This window comes from uncultured Chloroflexus sp. (assembly GCF_937951745.1).
GTDB lineage: Bacteria > Chloroflexota > Chloroflexia > Chloroflexales > Chloroflexaceae > Chloroflexus.
In genome coordinates this window covers 35,344-53,872 of record NZ_CALFBQ010000007.1, presented here as the reverse complement: position 1 = coordinate 53,872, position 18,529 = coordinate 35,344, and the positions used below count along the sequence as shown (strand labels likewise).

General features: G+C 61.2%; 14 protein-coding genes and 1 pseudogene. 7 read left to right on the top strand and 8 right to left on the bottom strand.

What is annotated here, in order from left to right:
- Window positions 1-203 precede the first annotated feature (203 nt).
- The 3 genes from tatA to lepB form a co-directional block, all read right to left on the bottom strand.
- Window positions 204-392, bottom strand: a complete 189-nt coding sequence (gene tatA, locus Q1A59_RS02450) for a twin-arginine translocase TatA/TatE family subunit (protein WP_066791399.1) — start codon at window positions 390-392, stop codon at window positions 204-206.
- Between the two features lie 114 nt (window positions 393-506).
- Window positions 507-1,640, bottom strand: coding sequence for a glycosyltransferase family 1 protein (locus Q1A59_RS02445; protein ID WP_298404572.1), 1,134 nt, complete (start codon window positions 1,638-1,640; stop codon window positions 507-509).
- A gap of 11 nt (window positions 1,641-1,651) precedes the next feature.
- Window positions 1,652-2,362 (bottom strand): signal peptidase I, encoded by a 711-nt coding sequence (gene lepB / locus Q1A59_RS02440; protein WP_298404574.1) that lies wholly within the window; start codon window positions 2,360-2,362, stop codon window positions 1,652-1,654.
- 494 nt (window positions 2,363-2,856) lie between these two features.
- Between lepB and Q1A59_RS02435 the strand changes: the two genes are divergently transcribed.
- The 5 genes and pseudogenes from Q1A59_RS02435 to Q1A59_RS18120 all read left to right on the top strand — a co-directional run.
- Window positions 2,857-3,858 carry a radical SAM protein gene (locus Q1A59_RS02435; protein WP_298404576.1) on the top strand — a complete coding sequence of 334 codons (1,002 nt, stop codon included), beginning with the start codon at window positions 2,857-2,859 and terminating at the stop codon, window positions 3,856-3,858.
- Between the two features lie 33 nt (window positions 3,859-3,891).
- On the top strand, window positions 3,892-6,393 hold the full coding sequence (locus tag Q1A59_RS02430) for a DUF3656 domain-containing protein (RefSeq protein ID WP_367280889.1): 2,502 nt from the start codon (window positions 3,892-3,894) through the stop codon (window positions 6,391-6,393).
- Window positions 6,394-6,404: 11 nt separating this feature from the next.
- On the top strand, window positions 6,405-7,481 hold the full coding sequence (locus tag Q1A59_RS02425) for an aminopeptidase (protein ID WP_298404580.1): 1,077 nt from the start codon (window positions 6,405-6,407) through the stop codon (window positions 7,479-7,481).
- A gap of 148 nt (window positions 7,482-7,629) precedes the next feature.
- Complete coding sequence (locus Q1A59_RS02420) at window positions 7,630-7,851, top strand: hypothetical protein (protein WP_298404582.1); 222 nt, start codon at window positions 7,630-7,632, stop codon at window positions 7,849-7,851.
- Between the two features lie 111 nt (window positions 7,852-7,962).
- Window positions 7,963-8,049 (top strand): annotated as a pseudogene (locus Q1A59_RS18120) (hypothetical protein); the annotation flags it as partial.
- A 284-nt stretch (window positions 8,050-8,333) separates the two neighbouring features.
- Here Q1A59_RS18120 and hutH read toward each other — a convergent pair.
- The 5 genes from hutH to Q1A59_RS02395 all read right to left on the bottom strand — a co-directional run bounded on the left by hutH (window position 8,334) and on the right by Q1A59_RS02395 (window position 15,609).
- Window positions 8,334-9,887, bottom strand: a complete 1,554-nt coding sequence (gene hutH / locus Q1A59_RS02415) for a histidine ammonia-lyase (RefSeq protein ID WP_298404584.1) — start codon at window positions 9,885-9,887, stop codon at window positions 8,334-8,336.
- 428 nt (window positions 9,888-10,315) lie between these two features.
- The gene (gene hutI / locus Q1A59_RS02410; protein ID WP_298404586.1) at window positions 10,316-11,602 is read right to left on the bottom strand and encodes an imidazolonepropionase; all 1,287 of its coding nucleotides are present in this window, start codon (window positions 11,600-11,602) and stop codon (window positions 10,316-10,318) included.
- Window positions 11,603-11,646: 44 nt separating this feature from the next.
- On the bottom strand, window positions 11,647-13,299 hold the full coding sequence (gene hutU, locus Q1A59_RS02405) for a urocanate hydratase (protein WP_366144838.1): 1,653 nt from the start codon (window positions 13,297-13,299) through the stop codon (window positions 11,647-11,649).
- A 103-nt stretch (window positions 13,300-13,402) separates the two neighbouring features.
- Window positions 13,403-14,128 carry an MBL fold metallo-hydrolase gene (locus tag Q1A59_RS02400; protein ID WP_298404588.1) on the bottom strand — a complete coding sequence of 242 codons (726 nt, stop codon included), beginning with the start codon at window positions 14,126-14,128 and terminating at the stop codon, window positions 13,403-13,405.
- A gap of 227 nt (window positions 14,129-14,355) precedes the next feature.
- Complete coding sequence (locus Q1A59_RS02395) at window positions 14,356-15,609, bottom strand: hypothetical protein (RefSeq protein WP_298404590.1); 1,254 nt, start codon at window positions 15,607-15,609, stop codon at window positions 14,356-14,358.
- 128 nt (window positions 15,610-15,737) lie between these two features.
- Here Q1A59_RS02395 and Q1A59_RS02390 point away from each other — a divergent pair, with 128 nt between their 5' ends.
- Entirely contained in the window at window positions 15,738-16,925 is a 1,188-nt protein-coding gene (locus Q1A59_RS02390) for a THUMP-like domain-containing protein (protein ID WP_298404592.1), read from the top strand.
- A 341-nt stretch (window positions 16,926-17,266) separates the two neighbouring features.
- Window positions 17,267-18,484, top strand: a complete 1,218-nt coding sequence (locus Q1A59_RS02385; RefSeq protein WP_299643691.1) for an MFS transporter — start codon at window positions 17,267-17,269, stop codon at window positions 18,482-18,484.
- Window positions 18,485-18,529 lie beyond the last annotated feature (45 nt).

The following is an 18,529-nucleotide window of genomic DNA, read 5'->3' as shown; positions in this document are numbered from 1 at the left end:
TTGGACAACAAAGCTATGCTCGGGCTTGCCTTACCGGAAGCTGCGCGACATAAGCAGTGGATTGCCGCTATCAGAAAACGTTTGCGACCCTATCACAACAGGGCAGCAGCTAAACTGCCACACTTCATAGAGCAGCATCTACGTTGAGAGTTCACCGCAACCAGTGAACACGTGAATGTACTCAATTTTCGCCAAACCCACCGCTACGCTTTGGTTTCGCCCTCGGTTTTGGCGTCATTGCGCGGCTCTTCGTCACCCTTTACCGCCTTGCGAAACTCGCGGATGCTGCTGCCGAGCGCGCCGCCGAGGCCAGCCAGCTTGCCAGCGCCAAAGATCGCAATCACGATCACGAGGATAATTAACAATTCACCCCAACCAAGACCGCCAATCATACTCGCACTCCTTCCTCGTGCAACCGGCGCGCACCAGCGATGCGCGTCCCTCATCATTATACCCTAGTGTAAAGGTGTGTCAACGCAAAGGGTAACGTTGCGGCGGCAACACCCCTACCTCGCCACCGCTTCCCGATAGGCCGCCAGTGTCTTGGCAGCGGTATCCGCCCACGAAAAGCGGCGAGCATGGACCAAACCGCGTTGGCGCAACTCGGCACGGAGATCGGCGTCAACCAACACGCGCCGGATCGCCTCGGCCAGCGCGATCGGATCGGTAGGCGCGACCATCAACCCCGCCTCACCGACCACTTCAGGTAGGCTCGAGGTATTGGAAGTAATCACCGGCGTGCCGCAGGCCATCGCCTCAAGCGGCGGCATCCCAAACCCCTCATAGATCGAAGGAAAGACGAAGACGGTCGCCGCCGCGTACCAGAGCGGCAACTCCTCTTCAGGAATATAGCCGGCAAACTTCACCCGATCGCGCAGATTCAACTGTTCCAGCCGGACGAAGATCGGCTCATACATCCAGCCCTTGCCGCCACCGATCAACAACGGCACATCAGGCACGCTCCGGCTCACCAATGCGAACGCCTCCAGCAGTGTGGTCAGATTCTTGCGCGGCTCCAGCGTACCGACATAAAGCACAAACCGCTCAGGCAAGCCATACCGTGCGCGCAACTGCTCGATGGCCGCCGGCGCCGGTGGGCGAAAATGGCTGCGGGCAGCGTTCGGCGTCACAATCACCCGCTCTGGCGGAATGCCGAGCAGACCAACCACCTCGCGCTTGGTGTGTTCGGAAACCGCCAAAATCCGGCTCGCGCGGCGGGCGCTCAGCCGGGTCGCCAGATCGAGATAGATGCGATTGTAGGCGCGAAAGGTCTGCGGGAAGCGGATAAAGGCCAGATCGTGGATCGTAATTACCGTTGGCACCGGGCTGAGCAGCGGGGCCACGTTGAGACAGCCATGGTAGAGATCAGCCGTCCCGCGCAACATCAGCGGCGCAATCCCCTGTTCCCAAGGAATCCGCACCCGCGGATTGATCGTCGGCAAACGGGACGGCTTCACTACAAAATTGGCCGGCAGACCCAACGCCGCCTGATCAAGGCCGCGAGTGGTATACACGGTATAGTGATTGGTGGGATCGATCTGCGCCAAATGGAGCAATACCTGCTCGATATAGTGCGAAACACCGGCCCGGCGAAACGAACGGGTATGAGCAAGGAGATGGGCATTAACAGCAATGCGCATAGCAACACATCTTACGGCGTCGCGGCGGTCACGGTATCGTAGCGATGGTGGGGTACCAACCCCCAATCGCTGAAAGGAAAATAGATCAGCCACGCCTGCCCGACCACCCGATCGAGCGGCAGCGCATCCCATTCCCGCGAATCGGAGCTATTGCCGCGATTGTCTCCCATCACAAAGATCGAACCGGACGGCACAGTGATCGGCCCCCGCGCGCAGGGATAGCCGCCGAGACAGTAGGTAAACGCGCCGCGCAGGTACGGCTCGTCGAGCAGCTCGCCATTGACATAGACCCGACCCTCGCGGAATTCGAGCACATCGCCGGGCAAACCGATTACGCGCTTGATATAATCTTTCCGTACATCACGCGGATACTCAAAGACGACAATATCACCACGTTGCGGCGGTCGGAAGGGGTAGACCACGCGTGGCGGCAAATCGGCCTGACCGGGAAGCAGGCGCAGCGGCGCATTCAGGTCAAAGTGAAAATAGATCAGCTTATTGACCAGAATATACTGGCCTGTATGAAGCGTTGGCTCCATACTTGAGCCTTCGATCTTAAAATTCTGCACTACGCCGCGCACGATCAGAAAGATGAGCAGAATAAAGATCGCTGTCTCAAGCAATTCGCGCACCACATAGCGTAACGGCGCACGCGGATGGCGCACCGGCTCAACCTCAAGGGAAGTAGCCAATGGATCTGGTGACGAATGACTGTCGCTCATAGCACCGTTTTGCGTGCTCTATGCTACACTACAGGATAGAGCGCAACATGAGAATGGCGTGCGGAGGGAAGGTTTCCCTCCGCAATCGTTGGCATTATACTCGAACACGGGGCAAATTGCCAACCCATACCTATAGATAAAGTGTAGATAAAGGCGTGACAAGCCGCAAACAACGCAAAACCGGGAAGGTCTTGAGGAGCGATTATGACGCGCTGGGTGACAGGCGGCGGGCTTGCTGCTCTGCCAGCCGACAGATCGCGTTGGTACAAGCATCCCTGCTGTAGGATGAGCCGGTTCACCCTCACCCCCAGCCCTTCTCCTACCAACGCGGGAGAGGGGAGCGCGGAGGCGAGCGTCGAGGCATCGCCCAGCAATCAACGGTTATACTTTATCAAATGTTCTGACTACGCCCCTCTCCGCGAGGGGGAAGAGCAAGCATAGGCATTCGTTTGGCACTCGCACATCTTGATTGAAGATAGAAGAAAGCTGAGATTATGTCATCGCTGGCCACCTTAGCACAGCCGCTTGGCGAGGGAAGCTTTCAGTGTCTGGCCTGCCATTGGAGATGCACACTGGCGCCGGGAGAGGTAGGACGCTGCCAGATGCGGGTCGGGAGTACAGATGGCATCAAGCTGCTCAATCATGGCTTGATTAGCGGCGCCGCCATTGGCCCAATCGAAGATCATCGCCTTTGGCACTTCTTCCCTGACACCACGGCGCTAGCTATCGGCGGCTGGGGCTATGCATTGCCGGTTGATCAACAGCGCGGCTCATACGGCGCGTTGCCCACTGATCCGGCCAAACAACGACGGCTTGATCCGCAACGCGCAGCCGACTTCGCCCTCGAACGGCTCTGTCGCGGCGTGGTGTGGGCGTTTGGCGAGCCAGCGGTGAACTTTGAATACCTGCTCGCGTTGCTGCAACTGAGCCGCGCTGTCAGCCGCTATACCGCTATTGTCACCAGCGGCATGCTGAGTAGCGAGGCGCTGAGCGAGTTAGGGCCGTACCTGCACGGCATCAGCCTCGATCTGCGCGGCTTTTCCGATAATGCCTACCACCGGCTAGGCGGGATCAGCGACTGGCGGCAGATTTTGCGTTTCGCCGAAGAGGCGCAACAACGCTGGCAGTGCCATATCGAAGTAACGACCCGCATCCACCACGGCGTTAACGATCATCCCGATGAGCTACGTGAGATGGTCAATTGGATCAAGACCACGCTCGGCGAGGACACGCCGTGGCACGTTTTGCCGGGTGATGCCGGCAGTGAAACTGCCGCCGCAACCATGCGCGCGCGCCGCATCGGGCACGAAAGCGGTTTGCAGTTTATCTATGGGCCGGAACCTAACCAGCCAACGCGCTGCCCAGTATGCCAAGCAACCTTGATTAGCCGGCAGAACGGGGTAAGCCGGAAGGTCGGGCTAGAAGGCAACCGCTGCACGAGTTGCGGTTATGCAGCGAATGTGTATCTGTCGATTTTTAAGGTACATCGTGGATGACGGCGACGCGATCATCCTATGGAACAATCAACCATGCGCAAGCCTGAGATTATGAGTCCCGCCGGCTATTGGCCGCAATTGCACGCCGCGATTGAAGCCGGCGCCGACGCGGTCTACTTTGGTTTGACCCATTTCACCGCCCGCGCCAAAGTAGGCTTTACGCTTGATGAGCTGCCAGAGGTGATGAAGACGCTGCACCGGCGGGGGGTGAAAGGGTATGTGACCTTTAACACGCTCGTGTTTGACCACGAGTTGCGTGCAGCGGCGACGGCGCTAGCCGCGATTGCCGCTGCCGGGGCCGATGCGATTATCGTGCAAGATGTAGGCATCGCGGTGCTGGCCCGCCGGATCGCGCCCGATCTGCCGATCCACGGCAGTACCCAGATGAGCATTACCAGCGCCGAGGGAGTCGCACTAGCCGCTCGTTACGGTGTGTCGCGGGTGGTGTTGGCTCGCGAGTTATCGCTGGCAGAAGTCGCGGCGATCCGTGCCCGCAGCCCGATCGAACTGGAAATCTTCGTCCATGGTGCGCTCTGTGTCTCGTACTCCGGCCAGTGCTTTTCATCCGAAGCATGGGGCGGGCGCAGCGCCAATCGCGGCCAGTGCGCCCAAGCCTGCCGGTTGCCTTACGATCTGATCGTTGACGGCCAACATCAGCCGCTCGGCGCAGCCCGTTACCTGCTCTCACCCGGCGATTTGGCGGCGATTGACGAGATGGCGACGATTGCCCGCCTCGGTGTGAGCGCGCTCAAGATCGAGGGCCGCTACAAAGATGCCGAGTATGTGGCGATTACCACCAACGCCTACCGCCGCGCGCTTGATGCGGCGTGGGCCGGTCTGCCGCCCGATCTAACTAGTGCCGACCGCTTACACCTCGAGCAGGTCTATTCACGCGGGTTAGGGCCGCACTTCCTGCGCGGCACCAACCATCAGGCGGTCGTGGAGGGCCGCGCGCCGCGCCATCGCGGCTTGTTGATGGGCCGGGTGGTGAAGGTGCGGCCCGACGCCATTCTTATCGCACCGGAGCCGGGCCGCGATGCGGCTCCACTCAAACCCGGCGATGGGGTGGTGTTTGATGCCGCCGATTGGCGCAGCCCGGAAGAGCCGGAAGAGGGCGGGCGCATTTTTACCGTCACCCCAGCCGGCAATGGCCTGCTGGCGCTGACCTTTGCCAAAGGCGCGATCAACCGGCGCCGCATCCGCGCTGGCGATCTGCTCTGGCGCACCAGCGACCCGCAGACCGAACGGGTGGCCCGTCCGTTCGTGCAGCCCGCCGCGCCGGTGCGCCGCCAACCGGTGCGGGTGGACGCTAGCGCCTGCGCCGGCGCGCCGCTCATACTGCGCTGGACGCTGATTGATCAGCCAGACCTCACCGTTGTGGTGCAGAGTGCGGAACCGCTGACGACAGCGCAAAACCGCCCGCTTGATGAAGCAACGCTGCGCGACCAGTTGGGCCGGTTGGGTGACACAGCGTATCAGTTAACCGAACTCACTGCCGTGATCGAGGGCAAGCCGTTCGTGCCGGTTTCGCTGCTCAACCAGTTGCGCCGGCAAGCTACCGCCGCCCTCGCCGAATTGCAAGGCCAACCGCCGGCTATCACCATCCACGACCCGACGCGCGTGCTCGATGAGATGCTGGCCACTGTGGCGCCGGCAGCGCCGCCGGACACCACCCATCTCCATCTGCTCATCCGCTCACCTGACCAGCTTGCAGCAGCGATTGCGCTGCGTCCGGACAGCATTACGCTCGACTATCTCGATCTGGAAGGGCTAAAGCCGGCGTTAGCGCAAGTGCGCGCCGCCGGCATCGCCGTTCGCATCGCTGCACCGCGCGTGCTCAAGCCGGAAGACGATCGGGTCGTGCGCTTCTTGCGCAAACTCGACGCGCCGCTCTTGGTGCGCTCGACCGGTTTGCTCAACATGCTGCGCGACGATCCGGCAGTAGAGTTGACCGGCGACTTCAGCCTCAACGCTGCCAACATTCTTACCGCCGATCTGCTGCTTGGTCTAGGCTTGCGACGGCTCACCCTGACGCACGACCTCAACGCCGACCAGATCGCCCATCTGGCCGAGCAGATCGGTGGTAGCCGGTTGGAAGCGATCGCCTATCACCATCTGCCCGTGTTCCATACCGAACACTGCGTCTTCTGCCGCTTCTTGTCGAACGGTACCAGCTACAAAGATTGTGGCCGCCCGTGCGAACGGCACCGAGTAGCGTTGCGCGACGCGCAGGGCCGCGCGCATCCGGTGATCGCCGACGTCGGCTGCCGCAACACCGTGTTTGGCGCTGAAGCGCAAGAGGCGAGCAAATACCTCGACCGCTGGCGAGCCGCCGGCATCGCCCACTACCGACTCGAATTCGTGCATGAATCGGCAGCGCAGATCACTGCTGTCACCGAAGCGTTCCGTGCCTATCTCAACCAGCAGATCGACGCCGCCGAATTAGGCCGGCGCTGGCGGCACAGCGCGCCGCAAGGCGTCACCGAAGGTAGCTTCTTTGTGCCGGCGAATTACCAGTACATTCCGTTGATGTAAGGAGATCAGCCATGGCCGAGAGTTTGTGGAATCAACTAGCAGCGCGGCTAGTTGATGCGCTCGGCGCGCAGCGCGGCGAATTGGTCGAGGTGCGCGATGAGGCGGGTAATCAGCGCCTGTTGCATGCGGTGTTACTGGCGCTGGAAAGCATTGGTGCTGAGCCGCTGGTCGCTATTCTGCCGGCGCAGCACGTCGAACGATTGTTGGTCACAACCTCGCCAGACATCCTCGCCTCCCGTGACCGGCGGCGGATGGAGTGGCTACAGCACGTAGATCGCTCGTTGGCATTGATCGGCGCGCAACCCGATCTGCGCCGCGCGCCGGACGCAGCGTTGCGCGCGTTTACAACCACGTACAACCAGCTTGAAACGATCCGGTGCGAACGCCGCATCCCGCAAGTGATCGCCGCCATTCCCTCCATCGGCAAAGCGGCCCAGCTCGGTCTCAGCCATGAAGACTTGGAATTGCGCATAATGCCGGCGCTACTGCTTGATCCGGCAGCATTGGTCGCAGCCAGCGAGCGGGTGCTAAGCACGTTGGCACAGGTGCAGACTATCACCATCACCAGCGGGCCGGGTTACAAACTGCGCGTGCAGCGCGGCGAGCGGTCATGGCTGCGCGATACGGGCCGGTTGGAAACGACCAGCGGAACCGCAGACACGATTGTGAGCAACGTGCCGGCAGGCTTGCTCTACACCACGATCGTTGAGGAGAGCGCCGAGGGTGAACTCTTCCTGCCGGTGGCTGGCCCAGCGCGCGCCGCCCATCTCCAATTCAACTACGGTCGTATCACCCGCATTGAAGCTGCCAGCGGCGGTGATCAGCTCACGGCGCTCTTGGCCCAACGCAGTGGTGAACTGGGCCGGATCAGCACGATCGGGATTGGCCTTAACCCACACCTGCGCCAGCCGATTGGCTGGCCGCTGGTTGACCGGCACATTCAGGGGGCGATCAGCATCGCGTTTGGCGAGAACCAGTATCTCGGCGGGGTCAATGTCTCGTCACTCGCGATCGACTTCGCCACCACTGCCGCCAGCTTGCGCGCCGATGATCGGGTGATCGTGGACGGGGGCAGGTTGGTGGTATGATCGAGGTAGGCAAGGCTACGTTTCAACCCGAATGCTATGAGCAATACGCCGGTTGATCGTAATCGCCTGCTGCATGATCCTAGGCAGCAGATGGTCGCCATCGCCCACCTGCGCCGCAGCATCCTCTTTGGATCGATAGCGCGGTCAAATGCATGCTGACAGCGATATTGACATCCCCATCGCGATGCCTGATGGCGTCCATCGCCGACAGACAGCGCAACATCTGTACCACGATTTGATGGCTCTTGGCGTAGCGAAAGATCTGATTGTTGTCACCAAGAGCGATGTCCAACGTTACAGCGACTACCTATCGCTGGGGTTATATCCGGCGCTGCGTGAAGGGAAAGAACTCTATGCCGCCAAGGGATAGCCCTATGCCCGACGATCCGGCAGAATGGCTGCGCCGCGCTCGCTCTGATCTCGCAATTGCGAGCATCACGCTGCCACCTGATAGCGTTTACGAAATTAATGTTTTCATGCTCAGCAAACAGCGGAGAACGCCATTAAAGCTATCTACCACCCTGACCGCTGGCATTTTCAGTACACTCACGATATCAAGAGTTATTAGCCGGTTTACACCGCAACGGTCTTGCGCTACCGCCAGAGGTGTATGAAGCGGTGACGCTGACCATTTTGCGCAGTAAGCTCGCCACCCCGGCTTCGAAGAGCCGGTGACCGAGCAAGAGCATGCGGCTGCGGTTGCGCGTGCCCGGCGTGTGGTTGAGTGGGCAAGCCGATGTATTGAAGGCTCGTCACCGGCTTGATTGGCTAGCCGTTCTCTTGCAAAGGCAGCCGTCTCACTACGACAACCACCAGTGCTTCACCACCAGCGCACGATACAAGCCCCAACCCTCATCCTCCCTGCTGGGCAGCGGCCACGATCCGGCCCTGCGCGACCAGTTCGCTGATGGCAGTAATGTAGGGATGCAGCAGCGTATCCTCGGCCACGAACGGCACGTGGCGGCGGATCAGCTCGTAGACCGGGCCGGTGCCGCGCCCCAGCCGGGCTTGCGCTCCTAGCTCTTGGCGGCGGAAATCAATCCCCTGCGCTGCGGCAAACAGCTCAAGCGCCAAAATCTGGCTGACATTATCGAGAATCGTGCGCAATTTGAGGCCAGCAGTCAGACCCATACTGACGTGATCTTCGACGTTGGCTGAGGTGGGAATACTATCAACACTGGCCGGATGGGCCAGCACTTTGTTCTCAGTCGCGAGAGCCGCCGCCGTATACTGCACAATCATAAAGCCCGAATTGAGACCACCAGCGCGAGTGAGAAAGGCCGGCAAGACATGTGTATTCGAGGCTTCGTCGGTCAGACGCATCAGCCGCCGCTCGGCGATATTACCCAACTCGGCTACCGCAAGCCCCAGATAATCGAGCGCAATCGCCAGCGGCTCACCGTGAAAATTGCCGCCGGAGATCACCTCAACCGCGCCATCATCGCCAACAAAGAGCAGCGGGTTATCGGTGACAGCATTCAATTCGATCTCAAACACCCAGCGGGCATAAGCGATTGCGTCGCGCACCGCACCGTGAACCTGCGGAATGCAGCGCAAAGTATAGGCATCTTGCACGTGGCGCGGATCGTTGTGGCGGACAAATTCGCTGCCGGCCAGCAACTGGCGCAGATGAGCCGCGCACTCGATCTGGCGGGGGAAGGGACGCAAGGCGTGCAGACGCTCATCAAACGCTGCCGGCGTGCCATAGAGCGCTTCGAGGCTGAGACAGCCGGCAATATCAGCCGTGGCGCTGAGCAACTCGGCCCGCGCAGTTGCGAGCACGCCGAGCGCGCACATCACTGCGGTGCCATTGGTCAAGGCCAACCCCTCTTTAGCGGCTAGTTGCAGCGGCTGCCAACCGAGCCGCTCGAACGCAACGGCGGCTGGCATCACCTCGCCCCGCCATTCAACCTCGCCCAAGCCGATCAGCGGCAGCGCCATGTGGGCCAACGGCGCTAAATCACCGCTCGCGCCGAGCGACCCCTTGCTGGGGATGCGGGGATGCACCCCGGCGTTAAGTAGATCGATCAACCGTTCGAGCGTCGCGAGGCGCACACCCGAATGGCCGCGGGCGAGGGTATTAGCCCGGATGAGCATGATTGCGCGGGTAGTGGGAATATCGAAGACCGGCCCTACTCCCACCGCATGGCTGACCAGAATGTTGTATTGCAACTGCTCAACCTGCTCAAGCGTAATCACCCGATCCTTAAACGCACCGAAGCCAGTGGTAATACCATACGCCATCACCCCACGCGCCAACAAATCTTGCACCGCCTGCGCCGCCCGCACCACCCGCTCGCGGGCAGATGGCGCCAAGCGCACCGCCGGAGCACCGGGTTGACCATAGGCAACTGCTAAGCTCTGTTCGATGGTCAGGCTGGCACCGTCGAGAAGAATGTCGTTCATAACCCCTCAGCCGTTTGTGCAAAACACGTAGGAACGCGAGCCACCGGCCCGCATGAAACATATTGCCCCCCTAGCCCCTCGGTTGCCCCACCCCTAGCCCCTCCCCGCTGCGGGAGGAAATGGGGAGGGTAAGGACAACCGCAGAGGAGCTACACGCAAAAGATTCGATAGAACGCAACCAAGCGCACTTGTGCCCCGCCCTCCTCCGTGTCCTCTGCGCCCTCGGCGGTAAACAACGATGTTGTCCCACCTCCGCTAAGGGATGGGAGTGCTATTGGAGCCCGTACAGGCATCCTTCCCGCTGAAGTGGGAGATTGCTGCGGGGGCGCAGGCAGTGCGGCGCACTACCCGCTACACCCCCTCGCAATGACAACAGGGCACGGCATCAGGGCACGCCCCACCCCTCCGCTATCATCTCGCAGAAAACATCATTCATTATCCCCCACCACAACCTGCCCGCGCTTAATCACCAGCTCAACCGGCGTCCCGCCCAATTCGTACATCAACCAACGATAATCCGCCTCGGCCAGCAGCAGCAGATCGGCCTGCATCCCCGGCATGATAGCGCCAACCTGCCCACCCAAGCTGATCGCATGCGCGGCGTTGACCGTTGTCGCTAGCAGCGCCTCAGCAGGGACCATACGCATGTAGCGGCAGGCAATCGCCATCGTCAACGGCAACGACAGCGACGGAGCCGAACCGGGGTTGGCATCGGTGCTGAGTGCCACAGCGACGCCGGCGTCGATCATCTGCCGAGCGGCGGCAAAGTGGCTCAGGCCAAGGTTGAGCGAGACTAATGGCAGCAAGACGGCGACCGTAGCGCTCGCAGCCAGCGCAGGGAACAGCGCCGGACTCGTTACGTCAAGATGATCAACCGACGTTGCGCCGAGTTCGAGCGCCATTGCCAACCCACCCAACTCGGCAAACTCATCAACGTGTGCCTTGAGCGGAAAACCAAGCGCCTGCGCCGCTGCCAACACGCGCCGGCTTTGGACGACATCGAACGCGCCGCGTTCACAGAAGACATCGACGAAAAGCGGGATGCCGCGAGCAGCAAATGACGAGGTGCGGTACCAGTCGCGAGCGAGGGGCAACATCTCTTCAATCACAAGATCGACATAGGCATCAGCTCGTCCGGTAAACTCCGGCGGCACTGCGTGGGCCGGCAAGAAGGTCGGCACGAGTTCGACCGGTTGGGCGGCGGCCAGCAACACAATTGCCGCCAATTGGCGCAGCTCGGGATCGCGTGCGAGACCATAGCCGGTTTTGACTTCGGTGGTCGTGGTACCGAGGCGCAGCATCTGCTTCAGGCGAGGCAGCGTCGCCTCGACCAACTCGGCGGTAGTAGCGGCGCGGGTGAGGCGCATAGTGCGCAGAATCCCGCCGCCGGCAGCCATAATCTCTTGGTAGGTCGCACCGGCGCAGCGTTGTTCAAACTCGGCCACCCGATCGCCGGCATAGACGATATGGGTATGGCAATCGACCAGACCGGGGCAGACGGCGCGGCCACGGGCATTGATCTCACGGGCCGGGTGAAACCGGCGGCGCAATTCGGTGCTCGGCCCCACACCAACAATCGTCGCGCCGCGGATGGCTACGGCGCCATCGCTGATGATGCCGAGTTCGCGCATAGCCACACCCCGCCGGGGGCCGGGAGGGCCGGCGCAGGTGACAACCTGCGCGGCGGAATGGATAAGCAGGTCGCATGGTTCCATAAGGTTCCTCGGAAACACGAGCAACGTATGGGTCGCCCCGACGATTATGGCGCGATCATCGGCATATCAATTCCATAGCGACGAGCGAATACAATCGCTTCAGAGTAGCCAGCGTCGGCATGACGCACCACCCCCATACCGGGATCGGTTGTCAACACCCGCTCGATCCGGCGGGCTGCTTCGGGGGTACCATCGGCCACAATTACCTGCCCGGCGTGGATGCTGTAGCCAATCCCCACCCCGCCACCGTGGTGGATGCTGACCCACGTCGCCCCGCCGACCGCGTTGATCAATGCGTTGAGCAGCGGCCAATCGGCGATCGCATCGGAACCGTCGCGCATGCCTTCGGTTTCGCGGTTGGGGCTGGCCACCGAGCCGGCATCGAGATGGTCGCGCCCGATCACAATTGGCGCTTTGACCGCACCGCTGGCGACGAGATCGTTGAGCAGCAAACCGGCCTTAGCCCGCTCGCCATAGCCGAGCCAGCAGATCCGGGCAGGCAGCCCCTGAAAAGCAACGTAGTCGCGGGCCAGTCGCAGCCAACGACCAAGATGCTCGTCGTGGGGGAACAGCGCGCTGATCGCGCGGTCGGTCACGTAAATATCTTCGGGGTCGCCAGAGAGAGCCACCCAGCGGAACGGCCCCTTCCCTTCGCAGAAGAGCGGACGAATATAGGCCGGCACGAAACCGGGGTAGCTAAAAGCATCGCTGACACCAGCATCAAAGGCGCGCTGGCGCAGATTGTTGCCGTAATCGAACACAATGCAACCGCGTCGCTGCCACTCGAGCAACACGCGCACGTGCTCGGCCATCGAGGCCATAGCGCGGCGGTCGTACTCAGCAGGCTCGCGTTCGCGCAACGCGGCGGCTTCGGCCAGCGACAACCCGGCGGGAATATAGCCATAACGCACATCGTGGGCGCTGGTCTGGTCGGTCGCCACATCGGGGGTAACACCCCGGCGGAGCATGTCGGGCAACAACTCGCTCGCATTGCCGATCAGCGCAATCGAAAGCGGTCTACCAGCAGCACGAGCCTCTTCAGCCCATGTCATCGCTTCTTCCAAATCATCGCTCAACCGGTCAACCTGCCGTAAACGTAGCCGGCGCTCGGCTCGCCAGCGATCGATCTCAACGGCAATCACCACGCCTTCATTCAGCGTCACAGCCAACGGCTGCGCGCCACCCATCTCACCCAAACCAGCCGTCACCACTAGTTTGCCGCGCAGCGTCCCCCAGCCAGCCGAGCGAGCCAGCGCGCCGAAGGTCTCGTAGGTGCCTTGCAAAATGCCCTGCGTACCGATATAGATCCAACTCCCCGCCGTCATCTGGCCGTACATCGTCAGCCCAGCCGCTTCCCAGCGATCAAAATTGGCCTGTATTGCCCATGCCGGCACTAAATTGGAATTGGCCAGCAACACTCGCGGCGCATCGGGGTGGGTACGGAAGACGGCGACCGGCTTGCCCGACTGCACAAGCAGCGTCTCGTCGGGTTTGAGCCGGCGTAGCGTAGCAAGGATAGCGTCAAAGCATTCCCAATTGCGGGCCGCGCGCCCGCGCCCGCCATAGACGATCAAGTTGTCAGGATCAAACGCTACATCAGGGTCGAGGTTATTTTGGATCATGCGGTACGCCGCTTCGATCAGCCAATTGGCGCAAGTTAGGGTCGTACCGCGAGGCGCGCGGATAGTGCGGGGCATAACGTACCTCCTTGTACGGGAATGGCATGCGTTGCCGGTATGGCGCTATGGTACCGTAAAATGAGGCGTGCGGCAAGCGTTTGCCGAATGCAGCAACACAAAGCTACCTCGCCTGTACTGCTACATAGCGATGAAAAGCCGCGGCGGCATTCTCGCTCAGGACCGGGCCGTGACCAAAGCAAAGAGTCGTAAACTGGTAGCGATCGAGGCGGGCAAGACTGGTGATCGCCGCCGTTTCGTCTTCAAGCACGATCGGCGACTGTAACCCCTTGCCGCGATACATTACCGCATCGGCGGCAAAGAGTACTTGCTGCGCCAGCCAATACAACCCGATCTGACCGGCACTATGTCCGGGAATGTGAATCACATTGAGACCACCAGCGACCGGAATAACAGCGCCATCGGTGACCAGCCGGTCAACGCGAGCCGGATTGATCGTCGCCGGCATCAGCCATTTGCCCACCCCAAACGCCAACCGGTTAACCCAACCGGCAGCGCTGTGAGCGGTTGACCGCAGTGCCTGCCCTTGTGCAACCAGCTCGGCATCGAGCGGATGCATCCACACGGTTGCGCCGGTACGTGATTGCAATGTGGCAACATTCCCCGCGTGATCGATGTGATGATGAGTGACAATAATGTGCTGCACATCTTCTGGCTTGCGGCCTAACGCAGCCAACCCGGCGAGCGCCCCGGCACCGCGATCGGGGTAGCCGGTATCGATCAAGATCACGCCGCTCGCCGTCAGTATGAAAAAGACGTTGACCGATCCCAGCGGGATCGGTAACGACAGCTCGTACAATCCGGGCAGAATCAGGCGCGGCGCTGGCATACGGGGTGCTCCTTCCTTACAATGATGAATCCGGACGGGTGGACGGTACTAGGTTTTACGCCGTCTTGGAGACGGCCATCTGTCGCTCAATGTACGGTAGCGGATCCGGAAGGCCGTCCGGCGCTACGTTTTGCGACGTGGTGATGGCGTTACCTCTACCGCCCGCCCCCCTTCCCGCTGCGTGGGCGTGTCCATCGCTGAGGAGACGGCCGGCCATCGCTACTGGGTCAATAATTTTCTTGCAGCCACTGCCGCCAGCCGGCATCAAATTCGGCGTAGGTCATGCCAAACGCCTTCTGCAACGCCTTATCGTAGAACTCGATCCCGGTACCCGGCGTATCGCGCACTGCCGCGGCAAGACGCCAGAAGCCATCAAGCCCGCCCTGCGTCTCGACGATATAGGCCACGAGCGAGTAGGCAAACCCATAGGCAAGGCTCCGATCGACTTCGAGCGTCGTCATGTGATCCATATCTTGCGGGCGCACACCACCATTCGGATCAACCAGCGGGATGATCCGACCCATCCGCACTGCGGCACTCACTGCGTTGCGGCGCGGATTGTTTGAGACATATTCAGCCAACCCTTCGCTCATCCAGTCGGTAATCCGGTACTCTTGGGCAAAGGCGCGAGTATAAGCCCAGTGGGTCAATTCATGCACAATCGTGCCGTACAAATCCTCCTCCCAACCGGCCTGCGGATCGTAGAAGCCAAAGGCATACGAGAAGGGGGCAAAGATATCAACCCGATCGTTGCGCGGGCGCGAACCGGCAGAGTACCACGCCAGCGAGTTGGGATTGACCGGCGGCGTGATACCGAAGATTGGGCGCAGGTACACATTGAACTTATTTTCAGGTGTGCGGCCAAGGGTATCGATCACCTGTTGGCGCGCCCGCAGCACCATATCTTCGATCACCTCATTCACTTCCGCCGACCATTCGTAGGTATTGAGCGTGAAATACTCGTTGTCAATCTTGATCTTCGCACCCAACTGCTCTTCGGTCGGCTCACTCATCACCCAGCGTCCATCCTCCATCTGGCAGAAGAGAATGTCACGCCGGTAGCCGCCATCATCGATCGCCGCCTGCCAGAAGCCGTGTTCACGTTGCTTGACTTCAAGCACGCGCATGCGGCTAAACCGCGAACCGCTGAACGATGATTGTTGAAACGTGTTGAACCGCTCTTCGACCAAGCGCCGGAATGGGGCGTTAGTCTGGTCAACGACTGAGCGGAGCAGTTCAATGTTGTTGGTGTTGTAAGCTTCGACATAGCTATCGAGCGCCGTTTGAATACCAGACGCAACCGCTTCCGGCGTCAATGCACCGGTAACCGGCGTTGGTTCGCTCGGCGCTGGCACCGGTGTATTGGTGGCTGGCACCGTTGTGGGCGGCAGGGCGACTGTAGCGGTTGGCGATTGGGTGGTTGGAGTAGTACAAGCCGCCAACACAAAAGCAACAAGGATGAACCAGCTAATCCTGCGCATCACAGAACCTCCCCAGAGAGCATTTGATCTCGTTCATTTATTGTACCGCGCTTGCGGTGGGTTTGGGGTATACTACGCAGCGCAACGCGAGAAGTTGCAGGAAAGCCATTTATAAACGTCACCTCACTATGGATCTCGACCTCATCAACTGGCTGCGTTCAGCCGCAGGCGCGGCACTGCTGGCCGACCTAGCCGGACGCGACCTGCGCGAGAGTGATGTCTTGGCTGAATTGAGCCGGTTGCGCCGCCATTTGCCTGCTGAACGGGCGCGAGCAGCAGTTGAGCAGGCATTGCTGCGACGAAAAGCGGCGACCAAGTTTCCCAATGCCGACCGCATGCTCTTCACCCGCGAGGCGCTTGAGCAGGCATCAGCAGCGCCAGTGGCAGCCCAACGCGCGCAGCGTTTGGCCCAAGCTGGGTTGGTAGCTGATCTCGGCTGCGGCATCGGTGGTGACACGATTGCCTTGGCCGCCGCCGGCGCGCAGGTGATAGCCGTTGATCGCGATCCGGTGCGGCTGGCGCTGGCGCATGCGAACGTTGCGGCGCTAGAGCTGAGCGAACGGGTGACGTTCCTTGAACGCGATCTGCTGCGTGAACCGCCGCCACCGGCATCGGCGTTATTTTGCGATCCGGCCCGCCGCGCCGGCGACCGGCGCGTGTTCGATCCTGAATCATTCCAACCGCCGCTTAGTCACGTGCTGGGTTGGCGGCAACAGACTGCAGCGCTGGCGGTGAAACTGGCACCGGGGATTGATCTGGCACACCTGCCGATTGATGCCGAGGTGGAGTTTGTTTCACTTGATGGTGAACTGAAAGAAGCAGTGCTCTGGTGCGGGCCGTTGGCGACGGCCAACCGGCGAGCGACGGTGCTGCGCAGCGATGGTGCAACGGCAACAATGGCGGACGCCGCCGCATCGCCACCGCCGTTGAGCGCACCGCTGGCCATCCTCTACGAACCCGACCCGGCGGTGATTCGCGCCGGCTTGGTGGCCGCCTTGGCCGCCGAACTCGGCGCAGCCCAACTCGCGCCCGATATTGCTTACCTCACCGCACCGGCCTATCGCCCGACGCCATTTGCCCGCGCATGGCCGGTGATCACGTGGATTCCGTTCCAACTCAAGCGGCTGCGCACATTGCTGCGCGACCTCAACGCCGGGCCGGTGACAGTCAAGAAGCGCGGTTCGCCCCTCGATCCCGATGCGCTGGCGCGCCAACTAAGCGGGAAGGGTCGCCGGGCGTTAGTGGTGGTGTTGACGCAGATGCCAAGCGGGCCGGTAGCGGTGGTGTGTGCTGAGGGAGTGGGGAGGGGGGTGTAGGGAGGTGGGGATAACGTATTTTACCGCAAAGAACGCAGAGGGCGCGAAGGATTAGGAAACGGATCGCTGCGTCCTCCGCGCCCTTCGCGGGGCAACTCGTCCGGCGGCAGCTTCCCTCACCCCCCAGCCCCCTCGCCCACCTGACGGCGGGCGAGGGTGAGCCGCTGCACTGCCGGCCAAGCCATACCCTCCGCCGAACGCAATGATTGCCCCTCTCCCACGAAGTGAGAGAGGGACAGGGGATGAGGGACGCAACGATCCATCCAACGATTGATCGCAAACCACAACCGGCTATGGTACTGTATACCGAGATTAGTTGACGGATCAGAAAGTTGTACGCCATGACCCTCTCGCGCGCCGCCCGTTACCGGGGCTTGATTCTCTTGATCGTCATCAACTTCATGATGTATGCCGGCTTTTTTATGGTCATCCCGCTGGTGTCGGTGCATTACGTGCAAACGCTCGGCTTTGCCGCGGTAACGGTAGGAATAGCGCTAGCGTTACGCCAATTGGTGCAGCAAGGGGTCAGCGTCGGCGGCGGCGTGCTCTCAGATCGGTTTGGCGGGCGCAGCTTGATCACTGCCGGCGTCTTGGTGCGCGCTGCCGGTTTTGCCAGTCTCGCGTTCGCCAACACGCCGCCGTTTCTGTTCTTCGCTATGCTGCTCTCGGCGTTGGGCGGCGCACTGTTTGAAGCGCCGAGCCGGGCCGGGATCGCCACCCTCACCACCGAAGACGAACGGGCGCGCGCCTTTTCGATCAACGGCGTTGGCGGCGGGCTAGGCATGGTCATTGGCCCCTTTACAGGATCACTACTGCTCGAATTCGGCTTCAGTACCGTGGCGCTGGCGGCGGCAGCCTGTTTCGCCCTGATCGGCGCGATGAGCCTGCTCTTGCCCCCGATCGAGACGGCCACCGACCGTAGCCGCCTCGGCTTCGGCTTAAGGCTGGCGTTGCACGACCGACCCTTCCTCATCTTCACCGCCCTGCTGATGGGTTTCTGGTATATGTGGGTGCAACTGACCATCAGCTTACCATTGGCCGGCGAACGGCTGGCCAACGCTGCCGATGCGGTGCGCTGGATTTATGGTGTCAACGCTGGGATGACGGTCATATTGCAATTGCCGCTAATCGGATTCTTGGAACGGTGGCTGCGCCCGCTCAGCATTCTCATTCTTGGCATTGCCCTGATGGCGTTGGGGCTGGGCATGGTGGCACTGGCCGACTCGTTCCCACGCTTGATCGGCTGCGTCATCGTCTTCACCCTCGGCACTCTCCTCGCTACCCCCTCGCAACAGAGTGTGACCGCAGCACTGGCCGATCCGCGCGCGCTTGGCTCATACTTCGGCGTCAACGCGCTGGCCTTGGCTGTCGGCGGCGGATTGGGCAATCTCAGCGGCGGCCTGCTGATTGACCTCGCCAATGCGCTCCAAGCGCCGGCCCTGCCGTGGATCGCCTTCACCTGTATCGGGTTGGCCAGCGCGATTGGTTTGATGATCCTCGGCAACTACCTGCAACAACGTCGTGCCACCGCCCATCTGGTCGGGGTGCAACAGCGGTAACAAAGCATACGCCGCGCTACCGGCGCTACCATGCATCGGCATCGA

Excerpts from the sequence above, each read along its gene's own strand:
- Q1A59_RS02420 (WP_298404582.1), top strand. The coding sequence starts at position 7,630 with ATGCATGCTGACAGCGATATTGACATCCCCATCGCGATGCCTGATGGC.
- Q1A59_RS02445 (WP_298404572.1), bottom strand. The coding sequence starts at position 1,640 with ATGCGCATTGCTGTTAATGCCCATCTCCTTGCTCATACCCGTTCGTTT.
- Q1A59_RS02430 (WP_367280889.1), top strand. The coding sequence starts at position 3,892 with ATGCGCAAGCCTGAGATTATGAGTCCCGCCGGCTATTGGCCGCAATTG.
- hutU (WP_366144838.1), bottom strand. The coding sequence starts at position 13,299 with ATGCCCCGCACTATCCGCGCGCCTCGCGGTACGACCCTAACTTGCGCC.
- Q1A59_RS02390 (WP_298404592.1), top strand. The coding sequence starts at position 15,738 with ATGGATCTCGACCTCATCAACTGGCTGCGTTCAGCCGCAGGCGCGGCA.
- Q1A59_RS02385 (WP_299643691.1), top strand. The coding sequence starts at position 17,267 with ATGACCCTCTCGCGCGCCGCCCGTTACCGGGGCTTGATTCTCTTGATC.
- Q1A59_RS02400 (WP_298404588.1), bottom strand. The coding sequence starts at position 14,128 with ATGCCAGCGCCGCGCCTGATTCTGCCCGGATTGTACGAGCTGTCGTTA.
- hutH (WP_298404584.1), bottom strand. The coding sequence starts at position 9,887 with ATGAACGACATTCTTCTCGACGGTGCCAGCCTGACCATCGAACAGAGC.
- lepB (WP_298404574.1), bottom strand. The coding sequence starts at position 2,362 with ATGAGCGACAGTCATTCGTCACCAGATCCATTGGCTACTTCCCTTGAG.
- hutI (WP_298404586.1), bottom strand. The coding sequence starts at position 11,602 with ATGGAACCATGCGACCTGCTTATCCATTCCGCCGCGCAGGTTGTCACC.
- Q1A59_RS02435 (WP_298404576.1), top strand. The coding sequence starts at position 2,857 with ATGTCATCGCTGGCCACCTTAGCACAGCCGCTTGGCGAGGGAAGCTTT.
- tatA (WP_066791399.1), bottom strand. The coding sequence starts at position 392 with ATGATTGGCGGTCTTGGTTGGGGTGAATTGTTAATTATCCTCGTGATC.
- Q1A59_RS02395 (WP_298404590.1), bottom strand. The coding sequence starts at position 15,609 with ATGCGCAGGATTAGCTGGTTCATCCTTGTTGCTTTTGTGTTGGCGGCT.
- Q1A59_RS02425 (WP_298404580.1), top strand. The coding sequence starts at position 6,405 with ATGGCCGAGAGTTTGTGGAATCAACTAGCAGCGCGGCTAGTTGATGCG.